General features: G+C 63.3%; 22 protein-coding genes and 1 pseudogene. 14 read left to right on the top strand and 9 right to left on the bottom strand.

The window, feature by feature from the left end; genetic code table 11:
* Positions 1 to 218 precede the first annotated feature (218 nt).
* The 4 genes from DM995_RS12795 to DM995_RS12780 all read right to left on the bottom strand — a co-directional run bounded on the left by DM995_RS12795 (position 219) and on the right by DM995_RS12780 (position 4104).
* Positions 219 to 587, bottom strand: a complete 369-nt coding sequence (locus DM995_RS12795) for a hypothetical protein (protein ID WP_116969671.1) — start codon at positions 585 to 587, stop codon at positions 219 to 221.
* Between the two features lie 17 nt (positions 588 to 604).
* Positions 605 to 2182: a tetratricopeptide repeat-containing sulfotransferase family protein gene (locus DM995_RS12790; protein ID WP_116969670.1), complete on the bottom strand. Its 1578-nt coding sequence runs from the start codon at positions 2180 to 2182 to the stop codon at positions 605 to 607.
* On the bottom strand, positions 2179 to 3078 hold the full coding sequence (locus DM995_RS12785) for a sterol desaturase family protein (protein ID WP_116969669.1): 900 nt from the start codon (positions 3076 to 3078) through the stop codon (positions 2179 to 2181). The genes DM995_RS12790 and DM995_RS12785 overlap by 4 nt, the downstream gene beginning before the upstream one ends.
* Positions 3079 to 3165: 87 nt before the next feature.
* Positions 3166 to 4104: a LysR family transcriptional regulator gene (locus tag DM995_RS12780; RefSeq protein ID WP_116970457.1), complete on the bottom strand. Its 939-nt coding sequence runs from the start codon at positions 4102 to 4104 to the stop codon at positions 3166 to 3168.
* A 201-nt stretch (positions 4105 to 4305) separates the two neighbouring features.
* Here DM995_RS12780 and DM995_RS12775 point away from each other — a divergent pair, with 201 nt between their 5' ends.
* From DM995_RS12775 to DM995_RS12745, 8 genes are all read left to right on the top strand, one after another.
* Complete coding sequence (locus DM995_RS12775; RefSeq protein WP_116969668.1) at positions 4306 to 4776, top strand: DUF2269 family protein; 471 nt, start codon at positions 4306 to 4308, stop codon at positions 4774 to 4776.
* 35 nt (positions 4777 to 4811) lie between these two features.
* The gene (locus tag DM995_RS12770) at positions 4812 to 5279 is read left to right on the top strand and encodes a MarR family winged helix-turn-helix transcriptional regulator (RefSeq protein ID WP_232824377.1); all 468 of its coding nucleotides are present in this window, start codon (positions 4812 to 4814) and stop codon (positions 5277 to 5279) included.
* Positions 5280 to 5378: 99 nt separating this feature from the next.
* Positions 5379 to 6224 (top strand): p-hydroxycinnamoyl CoA hydratase/lyase, encoded by an 846-nt coding sequence (locus tag DM995_RS12765; RefSeq protein ID WP_031318368.1) that lies wholly within the window; start codon positions 5379 to 5381, stop codon positions 6222 to 6224.
* A gap of 226 nt (positions 6225 to 6450) precedes the next feature.
* Positions 6451 to 8259, top strand: coding sequence for a TonB-dependent receptor (locus DM995_RS12760; protein WP_116969666.1), 1809 nt, complete (start codon positions 6451 to 6453; stop codon positions 8257 to 8259).
* A 17-nt stretch (positions 8260 to 8276) separates the two neighbouring features.
* Positions 8277 to 9098 (top strand): TonB-dependent receptor domain-containing protein, encoded by an 822-nt coding sequence (locus DM995_RS21885; protein WP_353653362.1) that lies wholly within the window; start codon positions 8277 to 8279, stop codon positions 9096 to 9098.
* A gap of 51 nt (positions 9099 to 9149) precedes the next feature.
* Complete coding sequence (locus DM995_RS12755) at positions 9150 to 10733, top strand: carboxylesterase/lipase family protein (protein ID WP_116969665.1); 1584 nt, start codon at positions 9150 to 9152, stop codon at positions 10731 to 10733.
* A gap of 17 nt (positions 10734 to 10750) precedes the next feature.
* A complete protein-coding gene (locus DM995_RS12750; RefSeq protein ID WP_116969664.1) occupies positions 10751 to 11539 on the top strand; it encodes an enoyl-CoA hydratase-related protein in 789 nt (262 codons plus the stop codon).
* A gap of 33 nt (positions 11540 to 11572) precedes the next feature.
* A complete protein-coding gene (locus DM995_RS12745; protein WP_116969663.1) occupies positions 11573 to 12004 on the top strand; it encodes an SRPBCC family protein in 432 nt (143 codons plus the stop codon).
* Positions 12005 to 12215: 211 nt separating this feature from the next.
* Here DM995_RS12745 and DM995_RS12740 read toward each other — a convergent pair whose 3' ends face one another.
* From DM995_RS12740 to DM995_RS12730, 3 genes are all read right to left on the bottom strand, one after another.
* A complete protein-coding gene (locus DM995_RS12740) occupies positions 12216 to 13436 on the bottom strand; it encodes a tyrosine-type recombinase/integrase (RefSeq protein WP_116970456.1) in 1221 nt (406 codons plus the stop codon).
* 128 nt (positions 13437 to 13564) lie between these two features.
* Entirely contained in the window at positions 13565 to 14260 is a 696-nt protein-coding gene (gene trmB, locus DM995_RS12735) for a tRNA (guanine(46)-N(7))-methyltransferase TrmB (RefSeq protein ID WP_116969662.1), read from the bottom strand.
* Between the two features lie 40 nt (positions 14261 to 14300).
* Positions 14301 to 15368 carry a hypothetical protein gene (locus tag DM995_RS12730; protein ID WP_157973196.1) on the bottom strand — a complete coding sequence of 356 codons (1068 nt, stop codon included), beginning with the start codon at positions 15366 to 15368 and terminating at the stop codon, positions 14301 to 14303.
* 136 nt (positions 15369 to 15504) lie between these two features.
* Here DM995_RS12730 and DM995_RS12725 point away from each other — a divergent pair, with 136 nt between their 5' ends.
* The 5 genes and pseudogenes from DM995_RS12725 to DM995_RS22660 all read left to right on the top strand — a co-directional run bounded on the left by DM995_RS12725 (position 15505) and on the right by DM995_RS22660 (position 20475).
* On the top strand, positions 15505 to 17226 hold the full coding sequence (locus tag DM995_RS12725; RefSeq protein WP_116969660.1) for a long-chain-fatty-acid--CoA ligase: 1722 nt from the start codon (positions 15505 to 15507) through the stop codon (positions 17224 to 17226).
* Between the two features lie 98 nt (positions 17227 to 17324).
* Complete coding sequence (locus DM995_RS12720) at positions 17325 to 17723, top strand: hypothetical protein (protein ID WP_116970455.1); 399 nt, start codon at positions 17325 to 17327, stop codon at positions 17721 to 17723.
* A gap of 49 nt (positions 17724 to 17772) precedes the next feature.
* Positions 17773 to 19119: a TldD/PmbA family protein gene (locus DM995_RS12715; RefSeq protein WP_116969659.1), complete on the top strand. Its 1347-nt coding sequence runs from the start codon at positions 17773 to 17775 to the stop codon at positions 19117 to 19119.
* Positions 19119 to 19871: pseudogene (locus DM995_RS22665) on the top strand (DUF4403 family protein); the annotation flags it as partial. The gene DM995_RS12715 and the pseudogene DM995_RS22665, both read left to right, overlap by 1 nt.
* A 76-nt stretch (positions 19872 to 19947) precedes the next feature.
* Complete coding sequence (locus DM995_RS22660) at positions 19948 to 20475, top strand: DUF4403 family protein (RefSeq protein ID WP_353653361.1); 528 nt, start codon at positions 19948 to 19950, stop codon at positions 20473 to 20475.
* Positions 20476 to 20485: 10 nt separating this feature from the next.
* Here DM995_RS22660 and fghA read toward each other — a convergent pair whose 3' ends face one another.
* Both fghA and DM995_RS12700 read right to left on the bottom strand, forming a co-directional pair.
* Entirely contained in the window at positions 20486 to 21337 is an 852-nt protein-coding gene (gene fghA, locus DM995_RS12705) for an S-formylglutathione hydrolase (RefSeq protein ID WP_232824375.1), read from the bottom strand.
* Positions 21337 to 22449 carry an S-(hydroxymethyl)glutathione dehydrogenase/class III alcohol dehydrogenase gene (locus tag DM995_RS12700; RefSeq protein ID WP_116969658.1) on the bottom strand — a complete coding sequence of 371 codons (1113 nt, stop codon included), beginning with the start codon at positions 22447 to 22449 and terminating at the stop codon, positions 21337 to 21339. The genes fghA and DM995_RS12700 overlap by 1 nt, the downstream gene beginning before the upstream one ends.
* A gap of 153 nt (positions 22450 to 22602) precedes the next feature.
* Between DM995_RS12700 and DM995_RS21880 the strand changes: the two genes are divergently transcribed.
* The coding region (locus DM995_RS21880; RefSeq protein WP_232824374.1) for a GAF domain-containing protein at positions 22603 to 23139 on the top strand (537 nt) is incomplete at its 3' end.

Here is a 23139-nt window from a genome sequence, read left to right as displayed (position 1 = left end):
GGGTTGCTGGCGGGGGCGGTTTCGCTGGCGACCGCGCCAGTGGCGGTCAGGGCGAACGCGACGGTGGCGAGCGCCACGAGCCGGGTTTTCATGGGGTTTTCTCCTGCGTCAGACAAATGCAGCTCTGCGGCCGCTGGCGACCGCTATAGCCGCGCGGGAGAAAACTTTCAATATATAACCCGGTTTTGTACTTTTATTACTCTGGCTTGACCCCGTTATTACTTGACCGAGACGACCAGCATCGCAAGGTCGCCGCGCGTGCCTAGCAGGCCGACCGGCAGCCGGGCGCTATGCTCTTCATTTGCCACGGAAAGCTGGATGCTGCGCGCATAGGGTGCGGACCAGTGGCGGACCTTGGCCACCGGCACCCGCGCCGTCCAGCGGTGCCGACCGTTGACCGCAATCTCGTGCCCGTTGAGCAGGACCGGCGCAGCGCTGTCGTCGCGATGGCCGGTGATTCTGAGGCAGCTTTCCGCGCCGCATTCAACCACGCGCAGCTTCGGCGCAGGTGCGGGCTGCGCGATCGCGGGGGCAGTTATGCCGAGCGCAGCGAGCACCAGGGCGGCAGGGGCGAAAAAGCGGGCCATAGGCAACAAGCTCCCGGTCATGCGGCGGAAATGCCGTGCTGTTCGAAGAAGCGCGATACCGGCGCCAGCACATCGGCATGGCCCTTCCAGCGCGCGACGGAATCGCTGTAGATGGGACGGCGCACCTGCGCGGCGCTGGGCGTGGACACCGGCGCTGAATTAGTGTGGAAGGACAGGCAGTCGTCCGACCAGTCCAAGCCCACATGACCCAGGAGGCGGCGCGTCTGGCCCGCCTGGTCGGCGATCAGGTCCTCATACTGCACCTCCAGCACGCGGCCCGGGAGCTGATCGGCCCAGAAGCGCATCAGCCGATCGAACCGCGCATAATAGGCGGCGATGTCGAGCAGATCGTAGCTGTAATCATAATAGCGCGAGCTGACCGCGAACAGGTTGCGGAAATTGCTCAGCACCGTGTCCATCGGATGGCGGCGCAGGCAGATGATCCGGGCATTCGGGAGCGCGCGCGCGATGAAGCCGACATATTGGAAATTGCCCGGAAACTTGTCGATGAAGCGCCTGGCCGGATCGCGCCGGTGATGCTGCGCACGCTCGAGATAGTCGCGGCCGATCGCGGCCATGTCGCTGCGCGCGGCAAGTGCGATGGTCTCGGGATCGAGCACGTTGCGGCTGCGCGTGCCCGACGCGCGCTTGACCGCCAGCGGCATCGCCTGCAGCTCGCCCGCGCTCTCGACGTGCGGGTGCGAGGAGAGGATGCGGTCGACCAGCGTGGTGCCGGTGCGTGGCATGCCGATGATGAAGATCGGCGCGTCCGCTTCGGCCCGAGCGCACGGCGCGGCCTTGAGATCGGCCAAGCTCGCCTCGATCGCATCGAAATTCGCCGCATCGCGCGCAAAATCGTAATCGAGTGCGCGGCGGTGCTCGCCATTGGCCTCGCACAATATGTCGAGCGCGCGCTCGGGCTCGCCGATATCTTCGAGCTCCTTGGCGAGCGCATAGCCGAGCAGCAGCCGGTCGCGCCCCTCGCGCGCCTTCGCGTAGGTCTGGCCGAGCCGCGCGACATGGTTCTTCTCGGCGCTCTGCTTGCGCAGGCTGGCGAGCAGATGGTGCGCGCGGGCATGGTCGCCCGCCATGCCGATCAGCGCCTCAAGCGCAGCTTCGGCCTCGTCGATGCGGCCCAGGAAATTGAGCGTGACGGCAAGATTGTAGCGATACTCGCTGTTATACGGCTGCAGGCGCACCGCCTCGCGGAAATGCCCGAGCGCGGCGGGATGGTTGCCCAGCCGCGCATAGACGCAGCCCATGGTGTCGCGGCTGAGCGCATCGGCGGGAAGCGCGGCTTCGGCCTGTTCGAGCACGAACGCCGCGTCGCCTTCGCGCCGGACCATCGCATAGAGCTTGGCGAGCTGCGCGCGATATTCGCCCTGCGGGTCGAGCGCCACCGCGCGCTCGAGGCTGGCAATGCCGGGTGCGATCTGCCCGGCATCGGCCAGGGTGACGCCCAGCAGGAAATGGCCCTCGGCGTCGCGCGGGTCGTCATGCAGGAGCGAGGCCGCGAGCCTGTGCGTTGCCTGCAGGTCGCCCTGGCCCAGCGCCTCGCGCGCCGCGTCGATCCGCCGGGCGCGCAGGTCGATCATGCCGGAGCGCTCGTCCCGCCGCTATCGCTTCGGCGCGCCTTCCAGCGCTCGATCAGCGGCACGAAGGGGAAGATCGTCTGCTCCCAGATGGTCAGCCGCTTGCGATCGTCCTGGCCGACCAGCACGCCTTCGCCCTCCTTGTAGGTACCGAAGATGCGGTCTAGCAGGATCAGCGAATTGCCATAGTTGCAGCGTGTCGCCTCGTAATCGGTCGAATGGTGCAGGCTGTGATGGCGGATCGTGGTGAAGAAAAACGAGTACCAGATCGGCGGATCGGCCTTCACATTGGCATGCGCGAAGGTCGAGACGACATTGAGCACGTTCAGTCCCGCGAAGAGCGCGGTCAGATCGAAATCGAAAAAGGCGAGGACGCTGAGGCTGATCAGGAACAGCTCGATCGGATTGCCGACATAGCCCTTGGCGGCATTGAGCTGCGTGATGTGATGATGCGGCGCGTGCGTCAGCCAGAAAGCGGTCGAATTGTGCATCAGCCGGTGCATCCAGTACTGGCCGAATTCGAGGATCACCACGACCATGATCACCTGCACCAGCCACGGCACCTCGGCCATCCAGGTGGTGCTGATGCCGAGCCAGTCCTTGAGTGCGAGCAGCGGATCCTCGGCCAGCGTCTTGCTCAGCCAGGCGATCACGGTGGAGCTGAGAACGACGTAGAAAAGGTCGGTACGGAATTCCTGCCAGTTCATCCGCCAGCCTGCGTGTCGCTCGTGCACGAATTCGAGGAGCAGGACAGTGAGCGTGATCAGCGACGAGGTGACGATCAGCAGCCAGGGGATGTCCGTCAACGCCTTGGGCGCATAGGCCCAGAATAGCACCACCAGCGCCACCATCATGGGCGGTACGAGGTTGAACAGCCTGTCCTTGAGGGAAATCGTCATTGCGCAGCTCCGAAACCGGTCGAAAGTCTGCGCTGCACTGCATCATGTCGGGAGAGGCAAAAATGCGATGAAAGTCATAGTCCGCATCTATGCCTCGCGCATCGCGCGCACCCGACGGAACACCTCGTCCCAGAACAGCTGCGTCGCGGTGTCGCGCGCGGGATCGGTGCGCGCGAGCAGATAGATGTCATAGGCGGGCTCGATATCCGCGTAGAGCATCGGCCAGAGCCGACCCTTCGCGACATCCTCCTCCGCCGCCGGAACGGGCAGGAAGCCGATGCCGACGCCCAGCCGCACAAGCCGCTGCGCCTCGTTGATATCCTCGGCCAGGCCGCTGACCTTGGTGCCCAGGCCATTGCGGCGCCGCAGGTTGGTGATGAGCTCGATCTCGTCATCGCCGGTCAGCACGAAATGCTCGTCGCGCAGATCGGTCAGGCGGCTGTAGCGATGGCCGTAATGCGGGCTCGAGCGCGCGCAATAGAGCTGCTGGCGCTCGACCAGCAACGGCTCGTACATCAGCCCTCCACGCACCGCGCTGTCATAGCTCACCCCGATCTCGACTTCGCCCTGTTCGAGTGCATCGAGCACCTGCCGCCAGGGCGAGACGCGGATCTCGATATGGATATCGGGGTTGCGGCGGTGGAAGCTGGCAATCGCCTCGTCGAATTCGGGCGAGATCAGCCCCGACACGATCTGGATGCGGACAAAGCCCTCGACCCGCTTGGTCGCCTGCGCGATCTGGTGCGGCATCATCCGCGCGGATTCGAGCATGTCCTCGCAAAGAGCCATCATCGCCTTGCCCGCGGGCGTCGTCTCGACCCCGGTGGCGGTTCGGATCAGCAGCACGGTGCCGACATGATCCTCGAGCCGCTTCAGGGCCGCGCTGATGCTCGGCTGCTGGCGGTTGAGCTTGCGCGCCGCCGCGCCGATGCCGCCCGCGCGCACGATATCGACAAAGGTGCGCAGCAGGTTCCAGTCGACCCGGCTGGCGAACTTGCGATCGATCAGCGGTTCCCGATCCGGCATGCGACCTCCTTGCTTCGGACGGCGCACCATAGATCAGATTGATGTCAGTAGCGCAATATGCTTCGCTGTGACTATGACCCTTAGAGCGGCGGTCAGATCGGGGAGAGGCATGGGAATTCCGCAGAAAATCGCAGACACGCGGGCAGCGAGCGGTTAGCATCGGTCCCCATGCTGGCGCGCCAGCAATCCGGGGCAGGGGCGATGACGGCATTTTCGATCTACAAGTTCGCGCATGTGCTGGGCGTCATCCTGCTGCTGGGCAACATCACGGTGACCGCGGTGTGGAAGGTGTTTGCCGACCGCACGCGCAGCGCGCCGATCGTCGGCTTCGGCCAGCGCATGGTCACCGGCACCGATTTCGGGCTGACGGTGCCGGGCATCGTGCTGACGATCATCGGCGGCTATGGCGCGATGTACGAGGCGCGCTACGACTTTCCCGGACCGACCTGGCTGTTGTGGAGCCAGGTCAGCTTCGTTGTGGCGGGGGTGATCTGGCTGGGTATCCTTATCCCCATCCAGGTTCGGCAGGCGCGCATGGCCCGGGCGTTCGAACAGGCCGGCGAGGTACCCGAAGCCTATCGCATGCTCGCTCGGCGCTGGCTGTTCTGGGGGCTGGTCGCGACGGTCCCGCTGGTCGCCGCGCTCTATTTCATGCTCGACAAGCCCGGCTGATAGGCAAGGGGACACTGGGCCGAGGAGATGAGCCGATGCCGATGAAGCAGGGCGAGGATCTGCGGCAGCTGGTCGGGTATCAGCTGCAGCGGGCAAGCCTGATCGCAGAGCGGGACGCGCGCCGCGCGCTCGCGCCTTTTGGCCTGTCTCCGGCGAAGATGACCGCGCTGCTGCTCATCCGCGACAATCCCGGCTGCGACCAGACCGCGCTGGGCCAGGCGCTGGGCATCAACCGGTCGAGCGCGATGCGGCAGGTGAACATCCTGGAAGACAAGGGCTTGATCGAACGCCGCGCCGGACGCGATGCGCGCACCAACGCGCTGCACCTGACGGCAACGGGCGAGGAGCAGATCGCGGCGATGCTGGCCGCGATCAACACCGCCGATCGGGTGCTGGTCGAGAACCTGACCGGCGAAGAGGCCGCGCTGCTGAGCGCGATGCTCGAAAGGATCGCGACGCCCTCCCCACGGTCCCGACCGCGCAGGCGCAGCCCCCAAGCCTGACCGATCGCGACAAGCGACAGTGCGTTTCCGATTGCGCAAATTGTACGCATTGCATACAAATCCGCCCCGCTGTGCAGCAAAGTGAAAAGGGGAAAGAGCATGTCCGACGGTCAGGTGGTTTCGGTCCGCGTCGAAGATCGCATCGCCTGGGTGAAATTCGCCCGGCCCGAAAAACGCAACGCGATGAACCCCACGCTCAACCGCCAGATGATGGAGGTGCTCGACGAGCTGGAGTTTCGTGACGATGTCGGCGTGCTGGTGCTGGGCGGCGAGGGCAACAGCTGGTCCGCCGGCATGGACCTCAAGGAATATTTCCGCGAGACCGAGGCGCAGGGGCTGCGCGGCGTGCGCAAGTCGCAGCGCGAGAGCTATGGCTGGTTCCGGCGCCTGCGCTGGTTCCACAAGCCGACGATCGCGATGGTCAATGGCTGGTGCTTCGGCGGCGGCTTCGGCCCGCTGTTCGCGTGCGATCTGGCGATCTGCGCGGACGAGGCGCAGTTCGGTTTGTCGGAGATCAACTGGGGCATCCTGCCCGGCGGCGGGGTGACCAAGGTGGTGGTCGATCTGCTGCCGATGCGCGACGCGATGTGGCTGACGCTGACCGGCGAGCTGATCGACGGCAGGCAGGCGAGCGCGATGCGGCTGGTCAACGAGAGCGTGCCGCTCGACCGGCTCGAGGCGCGCACCACCGAGGTGGCGCAGCTGTTGCTCAAGAAGAACCCGGTCGCGCTCAAGTTCGCCAAGGATGCGGTCCGCCGGGTCGGCGTGATGACCTATGACGAAGCCGAGGACTATCTGGTCCGTATGCAGGAAGCGGCGAATTTCCACGACAAGACCGATGGCCGCAAGGAAGGCATCCGGCAGTTCATCGACGAGAAGAGCTACAAGCCGGGGCTCGGCGCCTATGACCTCGACAAGGCGGCGCGCAAGCCCGGGCAGGGATGATCCCGGACCGACCGGTTGCGGTCCTCACGGTCTGCCGTCCTGCAAGCCAGCGCATCTCGTCGAGTGCCTTGGTGCTCGAGCGCACGACGGCCGCGCTGGAAGGCCCCAAACAGACTTAGGTTTTTCTTATGGGCATGCCGCAAATCTGATTAGAGCCGTCGGGGGCGATCTGCAATGTTCTCTCACATAGCATTTCCGGACGAGAAATGCACATGGGGAGAATGCCATGAGCCCGATTCGCAAAACCCGTATCCGCGCCGCGACCACCACCGCTCTGGGCCTGCTCGCGCTCGGCGGCCTGCCGCAACAGGCATCGGCGCAGTCGACCGGTCCGCAGACGCCTTCCAGCGCGAGCGAGGCCGAGCCGCAGGAAATCATCGTCAGTGCGCGCCGCCGCGAGGAATCGCTGCAGGAGACGCCGGTCGCGGTCACCGTGTTCAGCGGCGAGGCGCTGGAGGATCGCCAGATCACCCAGACGCAGGATCTGGAGCGCTTCACCCCCAGCCTGCAGTTCAAGCCCGCGGGCCAGCTTTCGGGCAACAGCGCCGCCGCCGTCGTGTTCATCCGCGGCGTGGGCCAGGTCGACCCGACCGCAGCGGTCGATCCGGGTGTCGGCGTCTATATCGACGATGTCTATGTCGGCCGCTCGGTCGGCGGCACGATCGAGCTGGGCGATATCGCCAGCGTGCAGGTGCTCCGCGGTCCGCAGGGCACTTTGTTCGGCCGCAACACCATCGGCGGCGCGATCCTGGTCAACACGCGCGAGCCCGAGTTCGGCGAGTTTTCCGGCCGCAGTCGCCTGCGTACGGGGGAGGACAATCTGATCGAGGGATCGACCGCGCTCAACCTGCCGATCGCGGAAAACCTCGCCGCCCGCGTCTCGGGCGGGTTCCGCAAGCGCGATGGCTATGTCCGGCGCCAGTTCGATGGGCTGCGGCTGGGCAATGACAATGTCTACACGCTTAACGCCTCGCTGAAATGGGAGGCATCGCCGAGCTTCACCCTGTTGGTGCGCGGCGACTATACCGAGCGCAACGAGAATGGCGCACCGTTCGTCTTTGCCGGGATCAACGAACAGGCCCCGGTCCCCGCGATTGCCAGTGTCGGTGCCGGATGCCCCGGCGCAACCATCCCGTTCGCGCCGCTGACGCCCGGCAACCCGCGCTTCGGCGCGCCCAATGTGCCGCTGATCAACGATCCGCGCTGCGCCAACGATTTCTACAATCGCGGCCCCTATGTGAACGGCGGCACCGCGCCGGTGAGCAGCACCTCGAAGGTCTGGGGGCTGTCGGCCACCGCCAGCCTGGAGCTGTCCGAGGCGTTGACGGTCAAGAGCATCACCGCCTATCGCGACACGCAGTCGCGCGGCATCCGCGACGCGGACAACACGCCGTTCGTCATCCTCACCACCGATGTCGGCGCGAAGTCGAAACAGTTCAGCCAGGAACTCCAGCTGCAGCTCGATGCCGGGCCGGTCAGCGGCATTCTGGGTGGCTATTATTTCGACGAGGATACCGACGAGCGCGCCTCGGTGCCGATTTCCTTCCCGCCGTCGCCGCCGGTCATCGCGTCGATCCTGGCCGGCGGACCGGGAAGCCGCGACCTCCAGCTGTCGGACCTCGAAACCAAGTCGTTCGCGGTGTTCGGCGAACTGAGCTGGGAGGTCGCCACGGGGCTCGAGCTCACCGGCGGGCTGCGCTATACCGAGGATCGCAAGACCTATCAGGGCACGGTGCTCAACCTGTTCCCCTCGACCCGGCCCCATCCAACGGTCGCTGGGCTGGCGTCGCCGGATTATTCCTGTACGATGAAAACTCAGAGGTTTTGTTTAATATCGACACCTTCCCGTTTGCCGCAAACCAAGGGCCTGGCACGTTCGTTCCCACCACATTCTCACGAATCAACTTGGACGGTGTTCTCAGGGCGCGTTCCTACGCCGGCTTTGTGCAGCTTGACGGCCCGATCACGGAAACTCTCGAGTTTACGATTGGTGGTCGTTTCTCGCGCGACGAGAAGCGCTCATCAGAGAATTTGAACTTTCCGAATTTCCTCGTGACGGTGACAGACTTCCGTCAAGCTGATGCCTGGGAAAGCTTCGATTGGCGCGCAGGCCTTCGCTATCACGTCAATGATGACGTCATGCTCTATGCCAGCTACTCAAGCGGCTATAAGTCCGGCGGCTTCAACATTGGCGGAACTCAGCCATCCTATCGCCCCGAGACAGTCGACTCATACGAAGGTGGGCTGAAAAGCACATTCCTGGATAAGCGGCTGCGGTTCAACCTTACCGGGTTTTATAACGACTACAAAAACAAGCAAGAAAACAAGATCGAGACAGTGCAGGCACAGCTAGTGAATGCGGCTAGGGCTAGAGTATATGGTTTGGAAATGGAGATGCAATTGCGCCCCAGCAATGCACTCACCGTTGATGCCAACCTTACGTATCTGAACGCTCGTTATCGGGATTTTCTGACATCTGATCCGCTGAATATCACTGCGGGGAATGTTCAGCTTCGGGGTAATCAATTGACCTATTCGCCGACTTGGAAATTCGGTGTCGGCGCTCAATATGAGTTTGAATTGGGCAGTAGCGGAGAGATCATGGTTCGAGGTGATTTGTCCTGCGTTGACGACCAAACAATAACGCCTTTTAATAGGCAAGATGAAGGTTTAGATTCGTATTGTCGCGGAAATGTGCGTGCTGGATGGCACAGTGACGATAGTCGTTATTCTTTCGAGATTTTTGCAAACAATATTGGAGATGTTAATATTATTGAGTCTCGATTGCTTACAGCTACGATTTTGGGGCCGAACTACAACTCATTAGTACAGTCGCCCCGAGTTTACGGGATACGGCTTGGGGTAGAATTCTGAATCATGCCTAAGTCGCAGCAAATCCTAACAATCGTTAGCGGGTAATGTAAGATGGTTTCTATTGAACGTCACCCACCCGCTGGACGGGTACGGGGAACAACGTCATATTTGGCTGAGGTTGCTACTTTCCTCGGAATTCCCTACGCTCTCCCTCCTACTGGAAACCGGCGTTGGAAAGCAGCGGAGCCCATGCCCAAATGGGGGGCCGTGCGTTTCGCGGACCGTATGGGGCCTGCAGCAATGCAGGCCCCACTTCCTCAGGGTACAATTCTTTCACATCCCGATTGGCCGACCAGCGAAGACTGCCTCTATCTGAACATTTGGACCAAGGCGGAACCGGGCGACATGCGACCCGTCATGGTTTGGATTCACGGGGGCGGCTTCATCAGCGGTTCCACCGCTTATCCGGAATATGATGGCACGGCTTTGGCGGCCAAAGATGTGGTTCTTGTAAGCCTTGCCTATCGTCTCGGTGCCTTTGGCTTTTTCAGCCATCCCGAGCTTGCCCGAGAATCTGCCGAAGGCGTGTCCGGCAATTATGGCTTGAGCGATCTCTTACAAGGGCTTCGCTGGATTCAGGAGAACATTGCGGCCTTCGGCGGCGATCCAGATTGTGTAACCATTTTTGGCGAGTCTGCCGGCGCCTGGGCAGTTAGCCAGTTGCAGGCAAGCCCGCTTTCAGACGGCCTGTTTCATCGCGCTATAGGCCAAAGCGGGTCAAGCATGACTCGAATGCGATCCGCATTTGCAATGGTCGACGATGCTTTGCCGGTCGAGCAGGTGCACGCATCCTGGGCTGCAAATGCCCGGGTCCCACGTCTGAGAGACCTGCGTGATCTTTCGGCAAGCGAACTGTTGCAGCGGTGGGATGCGGACATGATGCTTGCCGAAGCAGTTGTCGACGGCTGGATATTGCCTGCCCAGGTTCGAGATATATTTGAGGCCGGTAACCATCAGAAAGTCCCGGTGCTCGCTGGCTTCAACAGCGATGAGCCCGAACTGCTTGGCAGTTTCGGACTCTATCCGATCCCTGAAGAAGCAGCCGATTATATCGCGCTTGTCCGCGCGCGCATGGGTGACCATTCCGATGAATTCCTGACCCTTTTCCCTGCCGACGATGTTCGGCAGTCCGCGATGCAAGCTTATCGCGATGGATTGCAGGGCGGGCTGAGCAGCATGGAATCCTGGGCCCGGCTCAATTTCTCTGCAGGCGCCGAGTCCCACGTTTACATCTTTAGCCACAAGCCGTCAGATGATCATATGGGCCTTGGCGCCTACCATATGGCAGAGATCCCTTATGTTTTCGGACACGTCGCGCGCAAATCATCGTTTGTTTATCCTGTGCTGGCGACAGGCCCAGTGACAGACGCCGATATTGAACTGTCGGAACGAATGTCCGACTGTTGGGTGCGCTTTGCGAGCGAAGGTACATTGCGCGCAGTCAATGGGTTCGGATGGCCTGCCTATTGCCCCATCAGGCGCCCATTCATGGAGATAGGTAAAGCTTTTGAGGTCAACGACAACCCGTTCCCGGGACGTTACGAGCTGTTTGAGAAAGTTCGCGCTAGCTTCATTGCCCAACGCAAATTTCGCAATCAGGTGTACAATCCGAGAGATGGTGGGTTCAAGCTGTGACAAAGGCTGCACCAAAAATGCTGAAGGGGTCATCAGTCACCTACGAACTGCACGGTAAGGCTGCATTACTAACTTTGGACGACCCTGGGACATTGAACGCAATGTCAAGAGCGATGACGGAGAGCTTGCTCCTCGCGCTCGACAAGGCAGAGAACGAAGCGCGAGCAGTCGTGCTGACTGGGGCGGGCAAGGGCTTCTGCTCGGGTGCCCGTCTTTCAGGCGGTGGCTTCGACCCAGCGCATCCTTCCTACGACGCAGGCCGGTCTGTCGAAGAGCGCTACAACCCGCTGATCTTGCGCATTACCCGCTACCCGCTGCCACTGGTGATCGCGGTCAATGGTGCCGCAGCAGGGTTTGGCTGCTCGCTTGCTCTGGCGGGTGATATGATTGTTGCTGGTGAGAAAGCCTTTTTCGTTCAGGCCTTCCGAAACATCGGTCTTGTCCCAGATGGCGGGTCAAGCCATCTTCTTGTCAAAGCTATTGGTCGGGTGCGCGCCAATCAGCTTATGCTCACCGGACAGCGGCTGTCGGCTGAACAAGCCCTGGCTTGGGGAATGATCAATCAGGTCGTACCGCAAACAGAGCTGATAACCGCCGCATTGGACATTGCTCAAACGCTGGCATCAGGCCCTACATTGGCTCTACAGCTTACGAAACAGCTTGCATGGCAGGCGGCGGATGTAAGTTTTGAGGAACAACTGCACGCTGAACGTGTCGCTCAATGCCGCGCCGGCGCGACTGCTGATCACCGTGAGGGCATTGCGGCATTTTGGGAAAAGCGAGCCGCCATTTTTGTGGGGACTTAACCCTCTCACCCTGACTTGCAGAAAGTGACTACAATGAAACGAGTTACAATAAAGAAGCAAATCTTGATAGCTGCAGCGCCGGAAATTGTCTTCGATGCCGTAACCCAGCCGGATCAGATTGTTCAGCATTATCCAGTGCAGCGCGTTGAGTCAGACATGCGCGTTGGCGGCACCGTGAACTATTATGGCGAACATGCCGGTGGTTCGTTCACAGATTTTGGGACAATCGACGCTTTTGAGCGCGGCCGCCACTTTAAGTACACGTACTGGAGTGACAATCACGGAACCGAACGCACGCCAGAGAATTTTATGACGATATCCTATGAGCTTGCTTCGGCCAACGGCAAATGCGTCCTCAATGTCACGCATAGCAATGCAATGGCAGGAGAGTATTATGAGGTCGTCGACGGTATGTGGGATTTTGTTTTGAATCAGCTCAAGAATCACGTGGAAGGGAAGCCATAAAACTGCGTTACTGCAACGTCCCAAACTGCCATTTGCAAACTCTTTGCATCAAGCCCCGCGATATGCGTGGGCCATAGCCCGGCGGCCGGCCCTTGAGGGTATGCGATAAGTTTGTGCTACGAGAGGCGCCGCGGCGCCCCAGGCAGGAGTCGAACTTCTGTGCCGCCCCAGGCGATACACCGCGTTTTAGCACCCATAGACCAACCCGCGCCTAACGCGGCTTTTTACTCGTGATCGCTTCCACGGAACGCGCGAGGTGATCATTCCACGTTTGTAACGCTTCCCGTTTTTCGGGTTTCCAGTCATGACGCTGGTAAATGCCTGCCACGCCAGCTCGCGAGCCTCCCACGTGATTGAGAACAGCTTCAGTGACCTCAAACCTCACCCCTAACCTTTGAAACCCCGTTGCGAGCGTTCTGCGCAGGTCATGGAGACGCCAAGCTGGGACGGGTTGGCCGCCATCGTTTGAAATTAAGCCGTCGAGTTTGGTCTTGCCCTTGTGATAGGCCATGAACGCGCCGCCAGTTGCCGTGGGGAACACTCTTCCACGGGAAGGCCATTTTTCACTCCCCGCCACATTGTCGAGTTCGGCTATCGCAAGATCGTTAAGGGGGATGGTTGTTGGCTCGCCATTTTTTGTGCGATCTCCCGACAGCCGCATTTCGCGTTCGGAGCGGCTCAACTCTTGCCAATGGAGACCACCAATCTCCTCGCGGCGTTGGCCCGTGGCGATCAGCAGACGAACGATCGGGCCGAAGCATCGATGGCACTTCGCAGCATGGATCCAAACCCGCGCGAGCTCATTGTCATTCAGCCAGCGCTCGCGAGCCTTGACCGCCTTTGGGGTCTCCATTCCCTCCATCGGACTTCGGTCAATATCGCCGCGGCTTACTGCCCATCGAAACAAGCGTCGCAGCACGGCAAAGACGTTGCGCCGATTGGCAGCCTGCTCCTTCGGCATCCGATCGAACACAGCGACGACATCAACGCGCGTGATGCTTGGCAGGGCTTTGTCCCGGAGAACCGGTTTGACGTGAAGGTGGAGCGAGCGCGTAACCAGTGTCGACCAGCCCTTGCCCTTGCAAGCGGCGGCAAAACGGTCAGCATAGTTGGAGAAGGCGAGATCCACAGCTTCTCGCCGGCGTTGCTTATCCGCCTCGACCGGATCGATCCCTTGGGCCACCAAGCGCAGAAGTCGTGTCGCTTCCTCTCGGGCCGTGAACGGTGTCCAAGGCGATCCATGACCGCCGATCGTGTATCGACGCGTCTTGGCCTCTCGGCCGCCCATACGATACTGGACGACGTAAGAGGCCGAGCCACCCGCCGTGATCTTGAGTCCGAACCCCTTCAACTCGTCGTCCCACAGGAAGCCCGAGACTGCTCCAGCTTGGAGCGCATCGAGGGTTCGCTTAGTGATTTTCCCGGTGGCCATGACGAACCTCATGTACCAGAAAAGTAATCACCCAGCAATCACCGATGCGGAAATGGGCGGCGGTGCGCGGCGGCACACTTCGGCATAAAATACTGATAATGCTACATTTGCTCTGATAAACGATTGATCTATTTCCGCCGGAAACGGAAGTACCAGACCTCGTGCCCCTGCGCGCGGGCCTTGGCCTCGTAGCGCGTTTCGGGCCAGCCGCCGGGGCGGGTGAGGAAATCCTTCGGGCGCTCGCACAGCCAGTCGAAGGCGGGGTGGTCGTTCATCACCATCATCGCATGCGCGACATAGATGGGGTGATCGGTGCCGAAGCGGAATTCGCCGCCGGGCTTGAGCTTGGACGCGATCAGGTCGACCGGCCCCTTGTTCATCATCCGCCGCTTGGCATGGCGCGCCTTGGGCCAGGGATCGGGGTGGAGCAGATAGACGAAGCTGAGCGCGCCATCGGGCACGCGCTCAAGCACGTCGATGGCATTGCCCATGTGCAGCCGTACGTTGAAAAGGTTCTGCTCGCGCACATGCTGCAACGCGCCCACCACGCCGTTGAGAAAGGGCTCCGCGCCGATAAAGCCGTGATCGGGCAGCATGTCGGCGCGATAGGCCATATGCTCGCCCGCGCCGAAGCCGATCTCGAAATGCAGCGGGCGATCGTCGCCGAACAGCCGGCGAGAGGTGATCTCGCCCTCTTCCGGCACGCTGATCTGCGGCAGCAGCTTCTCGACCAGTTCGGCCTGGCCCAGGCGCAGCTTGTGGTTCTGCTGACGGCCATAAAGCCGCCGCACCGATACGGGGTCTCCGGGTTTGTACGCGGTCATGGGCAACGCGCCTAGCAAAGCCGCGCCGCGATGCAAGCGGCTATCGGCCCCCACCACCCAGCGTGATCGTCTTGTCGCTGCCGGTTGTGGAAACCGAAGAGACGGGTCTTTCCTTCTCGATAATCTCGAGCGCCTGCTGCGGCGGGACCATGCGGTCGAAATTGCGATAGCTGAATATCCGATCAAGCTGGTGCAGCGCGACAGCAAAGCGGGTCTTGCTGTTCTCGCCGGCATCCAGCAGATTGGGCGCGGGGCGCACAATGATCGCCCGTCCCGCGTCGCTGAGCGCCAGCATGTAGCTGTCATCTTCTCCATCGGCCTGGCGATAGACAGCATGGGCACCCACGACCGAGTCACGGCACCAGACATGCCCTTGGGAAGTTCTGGGCTGGTCCGTGTCCGGCTCTATGCTGGACATCAATGCATCCAGCAGCGCGTTACCGAGGCGTCGGTTGCTATCGGCACCCACGGGCCGGGCGGACTTGCCGAATGCGATCGCCTTGGCGCATGGCTGTACCGGCGCGGCGGCCGCAGCCATGCGGGTGGCTTCGGGCCAGGTGATCTGGCGCGCAATCGCCGTCATGAGCTCCGAAAGCGCATCGGCCTCTTCGGTCTGGGAACTCAGCCGGATTTTCGCGATCCATTCGCCCATCGGCACCAGCACGACGGCAGTCGATCGAATGGACCCGCCGCCCGTCGCATACACGGCCTTGAAGGCGCCCGTGGCCTCACCCACAGGCAAGGCCGCAGGACCCGATTCGAGAGTCGATTGAATGACCCATTTGTCAGACGCGGCGAGGCTTGCATTGGCACGGTCGAACCATATGGCCAGATCCCCGGCACCCGGACGGAATATATAGACGGTTGCAATTGTCGCGCCGCTGGAAATTTCGTAATGTGCCTGAACATCCAATTCCATCGGTGCCGTCGTGGCAATTTCGGTCCTGTTCAATCCGGCGAGAACGGGATTGAGGATGATACCAGTGGCAGCATGCTTCCACCGCGCGTTTGCCGGAACATTCAGCACTTCGCGCGCCTCTAGCGGCATGGTCAAAGCCAGCAATAACATCCCAATAATGGCTGTAATTTTATTGCCGAAGCGTATCATTTCATCTGTCCTAGTTCGGTCACCTGTCTATTGGTTATCTGCAGACATTTCAATTGAAGCCTTCTATCGGAGGCGATCGCGCTTATGAATGGCAAGCGGCTTGTGCGGTGCGCGTCGCTTATTTACAGTGATGTCAATGACTGACGCTCCTGCCTCCGCTTCGCCCGCCCTTTCCGCCGCTGCCGATGGTGCAGAGCCGATCTGGAAGACGCATTACAACCATCCCTGCGCCTGGGATCAGACCTTCGCGCCGCTGTCCCTGCCCGACATGTTCTTTGCTTCGGTCGCGCGCAAGGGATCGGCGCCGCTGCTCGATTTCATGGGACGCAAGTACAGCTACGATCAGGTCGCCCGCGGCGTGGCGCGCGTAGCCAAGGGCCTGCAGCAGCGGGGCATCGGCAAGGGCGACCGGGTGGGGCTGTTCCTGCCCAATGTGCCGCATTATGTCGCGGCCTATTATGGCGCGATGGCGGCCGGCGCGACCGTGGTCAATTTCTCGCCGCTCTACACCGTCGACGAACTGGCGCATCAGGTCGAGGACAGCGGCACGACGATCCTGTTCACGCTCTCGGCCACCGCGCTCTTGCCCACCGCGCTCAAGGTGCTCGACAGGTCGGGGCTCCAGCGGCTGGTCGTAGGGTCGGTCGCGGGCGGACTGCCGCCGGTCAAGTCGCTGCTGTTCCGGCTGTTCAAGGGCCAGGAGACCGCCGAGGTCCCCCGCGACCCGCGCATTACGCGCTTTTCGAAGCTGATCGCCAATGATGGCCGCTACACGCCGGTGCCGATCGATGCCGAGCGCGACATCGCGCTGTTCCAGTATACCGGCGGCACCACCGGCACGCCCAAGGGCGCGATGCTGAGCCATCAGAATCTCTCGGCCAATGCGCGCCAGGTCAACGCGATCGATCCGCGCAACGATAGCGAGCACGACCGGATCCTGGGGGTGCTGCCCTTTTTCCATGTCTTCGCCAATACCTGCGTGCTCAACCGCACGGTGCTCAACGGCGGCGAGATCGTGATGCTGCCGCGCTTCGAGGCGGCGGCGGCGCTGAAGGCGATCACGCGCACCCAGGTGACCGCGCTGCCTGGCGTTCCGACCATGTATCAGGCGCTGCTCGACAATCCGGAAATTGCCAACACCCGGTTCGCGTCGCTTCGCGCCTGCATTTCGGGTGGCGCGCCGCTCGCCGCCGAGGTCAAGGCGCGGTTCGAGAAGGTCACCGGGGCCAATGTCGTCGAAGGCTATGGCCTGACCGAGAGCAGCGGCGTCGTCTCGACCAATCCCTATGAGGGGCTGAACAAGCCCGGCACCATCGGTCAGCCGCTGCCCGGCACGCTGGTGCGGCTGGTCGACAAGGAAGACCCGAGCAAGGACGTGGCCCCCGGCGAGCCGGGCGAGATCATCTTCGCGGGGCCGCAGGTGATGCGCGGCTACTGGAACCGCCCCGATGCCGATGCCGAGGTGTTCATCGGCGGCTTCCTGCGCACCGGCGATGTCGGGCAGATCGACGAGGACGGCTATATCCGCATCGTCGACCGCATCAAGGACATGATCGCGGTGGGCGGCTTCAAGGTCTTCCCGAGCCAGATCGAGGAAGTGCTCTATCGCCACCCGGCGGTGAAGGAGGCTTTGGTGATCGGCGTCCCCGATGCCTATCGCGGCGAGAGTCCCAAGGCCTTCGTCGCGCTGCAGGAGGATGCCGAGGCGGACGGACCCTCGCTGATGGCCTGGCTCAACCCGCAGCTCGGCAAGCACGAGCGCGTGATCGCGGTCGATATCCGCGACTCGCTGCCCAAGACGCTGATCGGCAAGCTCGACCGCAAGGAACTGCGCAAGGCCGAAGGCATCGCGGCCTGAGGCACGGGGTTAACGCCCCTTGCCAAGCTGTCACATCGATGACACACTCCCCCAAATGCAGGGGTGGGGCCTGCATCTGGCAAGGCAGGGGAATGCATATGCCCAATGCTCTGGAAAAGCGGTTCGAGACCGCGCGCTACAATGCCAATATCGTCAAGCCGGTCGCGGCCGAAAGCCTCTGGGAAAAGCGGATCAGCAATCATGTCGCCTATGCGCTGCTGATGTATACCGGCCTGCAGATCTTCGTGGTGATGCAGGCGATCCGGGGCGAAGGCGCGTCGATCCTGCCTTATATGGGGCTGGTGGCGCTGGTCGGGATCGTCATTCCGCTGTGCCGCCGCGTCGAGAAGCGCTGGCAGCGCCTGGTGCGCAGCGGCACCTCCGAAGCCGAGCTTGGCCGCGCCTATCGCGGCGATCGCCTGGGCATCTGGCTCTTCGCGATCGGTTTTCCCTTCGGTTTCGTTGCTCTCTTCAAGGGATTGCAGACGCTGATCTGAACCCGCGGGTCCGATTGACCATCGGCAGCCAGCGACCTACATCGCGTTGATGCAGACCCCCGACCAAGCCAGAGACCTGGCGCAAGACCTTGTCGCCCGCGCCATGGCCGCTGGCGCGACCGCCGCCGATGCGGTGTTCGCCTGCGATGCTTCCACCGATGTGCAGATGCGGCTGGGCGCGCTCGAGGACGTCCAGCGGTCCGAAAGCGCAGGGATCGGCCTGCGCGTGTTTCACGGGAAACAGTCGGCGAGCGTCTCGGGCGCGGACGTGAGCCCCCAGGGCCTTGCGACGCTCGCCGAGCGCGCGGTCGCGATGGCGCGGCTCGCGCCCGAAGATGCCTATGCGGGCCTCGCCCCCGAAGAGCGGCTGATGCGCGGCCCCCTGCCCGATCTCGAGCTCGACGACGGCAGCGATCCCGATCCGGCGCTGTTGCGCGAACTTGCGCTCGCCTGCGAGGATGCCGCGCGCGCGGTGCCCGGCGTCACCAACAGTGAGGGCGGATCGGCCAGCGCGGTGCGATCAGTCATGGCGCTCGCCACCAGCCACGGTTTCTGCGGCAGCTATGGCGGCAGCCGCTATGGCATCGGCGCGAGCGTGCTCGCCGCGCGCGACGGCCAGATGGAGCGCGATTCGGCCTCGCACAGCACGCGCTTCCTCGCCGATCTCGAACCGCCCGAAGCGATCGGGCGCCGCGCCGGCGAACGCGCGGTCGAGCGGCTGGGCACGGGGAAGATCGAGAGCGGACCGATGCCGGTGATCTATGATCGCCGCGCGGGCGGATCGCTGCTCGGGCCGCTGCTGGGCGCGATCGCGGGCAGCGCGATCGCACGCAAGACCAGCTTCCTGCTCGACCGGCGCGGCCAGCCGGTATTCGATTCGAGCGTGTCGATCATTGACGACCCGCACCGGCCCCGCGGCCAGCGATCGCGCGCCTTCGATGGCGAGGGCCTGCCCACCACGCGCTGGCGGATCGTCGACCAGGGCGTGCTCAGCGGCTGGATGATGGACAGCGCCTCGGCGCGGCAGCTGGGCGAAGCGCCGACCGGCCATGCCTCGCGCGGGGTCAGCGGTGCGCCGTCGACCGGATCGAGCAATGTGCACATGGAAGCCGGCACGCAAAGCCCCGAGGCGCTGATGGCCGACATCAAGCTCGGCCTGTACGTCACCCAGCTGATCGGCATGGGCGTCAATGGCGTCACCGGCGATTACAGCCGGGGGGCGAGCGGTTTCGTCATCCGCGACGGGCAGCTGGCCGAGCCGATCAGCGAGATCACCATCGCCGGCAATCTCAGGGACATGTTTGCCGCGCTGATCCCGGCCGACGATCTCGAGTTCCGCTATGGCGTCAACGTGCCGACCTTGCGCATCGACGGCATGGTCGTGGCGAGCAGCTGATGCGCATCGCCGCCCGCGCGCTCGCGATCGCCGGGCTGGTGCTGCTGGCAGGCTGCGGCGGCTGGCGCGACGAGGGCCGCCCGCCGCGCACCGACGATGCGATCACGGTTCCGCCCCAGGCGTCGCTCGTCTCGGTGCCCGTCGAGGCCGATCTCGGCAACCTCGCGCGCGCGATGGAGCGGCAGGTCCCGCGCCGCCTGTGGAGCATCGACCAAAAGGACCAGGTCTGCGTCGCCAGCGAGAAGGTCGATCTGGGGATCGCCAAGGTCAAGACACCCAAGATCAAGTGCCGCATCGTCGGCGAGGTGACGCGCGGCGCGATCGCGGTAACGGGTTCGGGCCAGCGCATCCGCCTGTCTATCCCGATCACGGCGGTCGTGCGCGCCGAGGATATCGCGGGCATCCTCAAGCGCGAGACCGCGACCGCGCGGGCGATGGTGCATGCCGATATCCGGATGGCCATCGCGCGCGACTGGACGCCGCGCGGCACGCTCGACCTTCGCTACGACTGGACCACCGAGCCGCATGTCGAGTTTCTCGGCCAGAAGATCCGCTTCACGAAAGAGGCCGAGCGCGAATTGGCACCCATTATCGCGAAACTCGAGCGCGAGCTGCCCGGCGAGCTCGGCAGGCTCGAGCTGCGCCGCCAGATCGAGAAGGCCTGGGCCTCGGCCTTCACCTCGGTGGTGCTCAACGAGCGCAACCCCGAGGTGTGGATGCGCATCACCCCGCGCGCGCTGCAATATGGCGGGTACGAGATCGTGCAGGGCAGGCTCAGGCTGAAGCTCGGCATGCGCGCGCTCACCGAAACCTCGCGAGTTGCAGCCGGTGCTGCTCGAGGCGCTGCAGAAGCGCTCGCGCCGCCCGTTCGAGGTGCCGGGGCTCAACCCGGTCGATGCGACCTTCAAGGCAGCGACGATCTACGGCACCAGGGGCGGCAAGATCGCGGTCGGCCTGACCTTCAGCGCGCACGAACGCGGCAGCAGGACGCCGACCACGGGCACCGTCTGGATGACGGGCAAGCCGGTCAATGCCGAGGATTCGCGCCGCGTCGGCTTCGAGGATTTCGAGGTCACCGGCACCACCGACATGACCGGCGGTGACCTGATCCTCGAGATGATCAACGCGCCCGGCGTCGCGCCGATGGTGGCAGAGATGCTCGCGCAGAATTTCGAGCGCGACTATGCCGAACTGCTCGGCAAGATCGATGCGGCGATCGAGACCAAACGCACCGGCGACCTGATCATCCACGCCAAGGTCAAGCGCGCGAAGACCGGACAGCTTCAGGCGGCCGGCGCCGGGCTGTACCTGCCGGTCTGGGCCAGCGGCACGGCGAGCGTCACCATCCAGCCCTGACCGGCGTCGCTCAGCCCTTCAACCGCGCGGCGTGCCAGCGCAGGTGATCCTCCATGAAGGTGGAGATGAAATAATAGCTGTGGTCATAGCCTGGCTGCAGGCGCAGCGTCAGGTCGATGCCCGCCGCGGCGCACGCCTCGGCAAGCAGCTGCGGCTTGAGCTGTTCGGCCAGGAAGCTGTCGGCATCGCCTTGGTCGACCAGCAGCGCGGGGACGCGCGCGCCATCCTCGATCAGCGCGACCGCATCGTGCTTGCGCCAGGCCGCACGATCCTCGCCCAGATAGCCGGTCAGCGCCTTGACGCCCCAGGGCACCTGCGACGGCGCGACGATCGGCGCGAAGGCCGAGACCGCACGGTACCGGTCGGCATGGGTGAGGCCGATGGTCAGCGCGCCATGCCCGCCCATGCTGTGCCCCATGATCGACTGGCGCGTCATGTCCGCAGGGAAGCAATCGCCGATGATCTCGGGCAGCTCCTGCGTGATATAGCTCCACATCCTGTAGTGCGGCGCGAATAGCTCCTCAGTCGCATCGACATAGAAGCCCGCGCCCAGGCCGAAATCGTAGGCGCCTTCGGGGTCGTCCGCGACGCCCTCGCCCCTGGGGCTGGTATCGGGCGCGACGAAGATCAGGCCGAGCTCGGCACAGGCGCGGCGGAAATCGCCCTTTTCGGTGACATTGGCGTGCGTGCAGGTCAGGCCCGACAGATACCAGACCACCGGCAGCTTCGCGCCCTCTTCATGGTCGGGCACGAAGACGGAGAAGGTCATGTCGGTGCCGGTCACCTCGGAGGCATGGCGCAGCACCGCCTGCTCGCCGCCGAAGCTCTTAGCCGACGAGAGGGTTTCCACCGCGACCGGCATCAGAACACCACCACGGAGCGGATCGACTTGCCCGCGTGCATCAGGTCGAACGCGGTGTTGATCTCTTCCAGCCCCATGACATGCGTGATCATCGGGTCGATCTCGATCTTGCCCTGCATATACATGTCCACGATCTTGGGCACGTCGGTGCGGCCCTTCGCGCCGCCGAACGCGGTGCCGCGCCAGTTGCGCCCGGTGACCAGCTGGAACGGCCGCGTCGCGATCTCCTTGCCGGCCTCGGCCACGCCGATGATGATCGATGTGCCCCAGCCGCGATGGCAGGCCTCCAGCGCGGTGCGCATGACGTCCGTATTGCCCGTCGCGTCGAAGGTATAGTCCGCACCGCCATCGGTCATCTCGACGATTTTCGCGACGACGTCCTCGCGGCTCATGCCCTTGCTGTTCAGGAACGCGGTCATGCCGAACTTGCGGCCCCATTCCTCGCGATCGGGGTTGATATCGACGCCGATGATCCTGTCCGCACCCGCCAGCCGCGCGCCCTGGATGACGTTGAGGCCGATGCCGCCCAGGCCGAACACCACGACATTGTCGCCGACCTGCACCTTGGCGGTGTTGATCACCGCGCCGACTCCGGTGGTGACGCCGCAGCCGATATAGCAGCTGGTCTGGAACGGCGCGTCCTCCCGGATCTTCGCCACCGCAATCTCGGGCAGCACGGTGAAGTTCGAGAAGGTCGAGCAGCCCATATAGTGATAGATCGGCTGGCCCTTGTAGCTGAACCGCGTCGTGCCGTCGGGCATCAGCCCCTTGCCCTGGGTCGCGCGGATCGCGGTGCACAGGTTGGTCTTGCCGCTGAGGCAGCTTTTGCACTGGCGGCATTCGGGGGTGTACAAGGGGATGACGTGGTCGCCGGGCTTGACCGAGGTCACGCCCGCGCCGACCTCGCGCACGATCCCGGCGCCCTCATGCCCCAGCACGCTGGGGAAGATCCCCTCGCTATCGAAGCCGTCGAGCGTATAGGCATCGGTATGGCAGATGCCCGTCGCCATGATCTCGACCAGCACCTCGCCTGCCTTGGGTCCCTCGAGGTCGAGCTCGACGATCTCCAGCGGCTTCTTGGCTTCAAAGGCAACGGCGGCACGGGTCTTCATGGGTCGCAGACTTTCTGTTGATGGGTGGTTTGCGGCGGCTCTAGCACCGTGCCGCACGGGCGTTAAGCCGCAAGTTCGGCCCCGGCCCGTTCAAAGAAAAGCTCGGCTTCGTATGGCGCTGGCCGCATCCGGGCCTATATTGCCCAAAACCTGATGCGCGGCATGCCTCGCGCCATTACGGACGGGTCGATGCTGCTCAACCTCAGCCAGGCGAATTTCCGCAACGACGACGAGGCCGGGCGGCTGGTGTCGCTTCGCGCCTATCAGCTCGGCCCCGACGATCCCGATAACGGCCTTTATTCCGATCTGGTCGGCCTCGCGCGCGCGCTCGGCGGCACCGAGACCGCGTTCATCTCGATCGTCGAGGAGCAGCGGCAATGGTTCAAGGCGGCGCTGGGCCTGGGCCTGGCCGAAACACCGCGCTCGATCGCCTTTTGCGACCATGCCATCCGCTCGAACGAGGTCATGGTGGTGCTCGATGCGCGCGCCGATCCGCGCTTTGCCGACAATCCGCTGGTCACCGGCCCGCCGCATATCCGCTTCTACGCGGGGGCCCCGATCATCAACGGCGAAGGCTATGCGCTGGGCACCATCTGCCTGTCCGACAGCCGCCCCCGCGAGGGTTTCGAGGGTGCCGAGCAGCTCGCCGCGCTCGCCCGCCAGGTGGCGGCGCTGCTCGAGCTGCGCCGG

It is taken from the genome of Blastomonas sp. UPD001, from assembly GCF_003426715.1.
GTDB lineage: Bacteria > Pseudomonadota > Alphaproteobacteria > Sphingomonadales > Sphingomonadaceae > Blastomonas.
The sequence above is the reverse complement of the archived record's forward strand: the minus strand, read 5'-3'. Positions and strand labels throughout refer to the sequence as shown.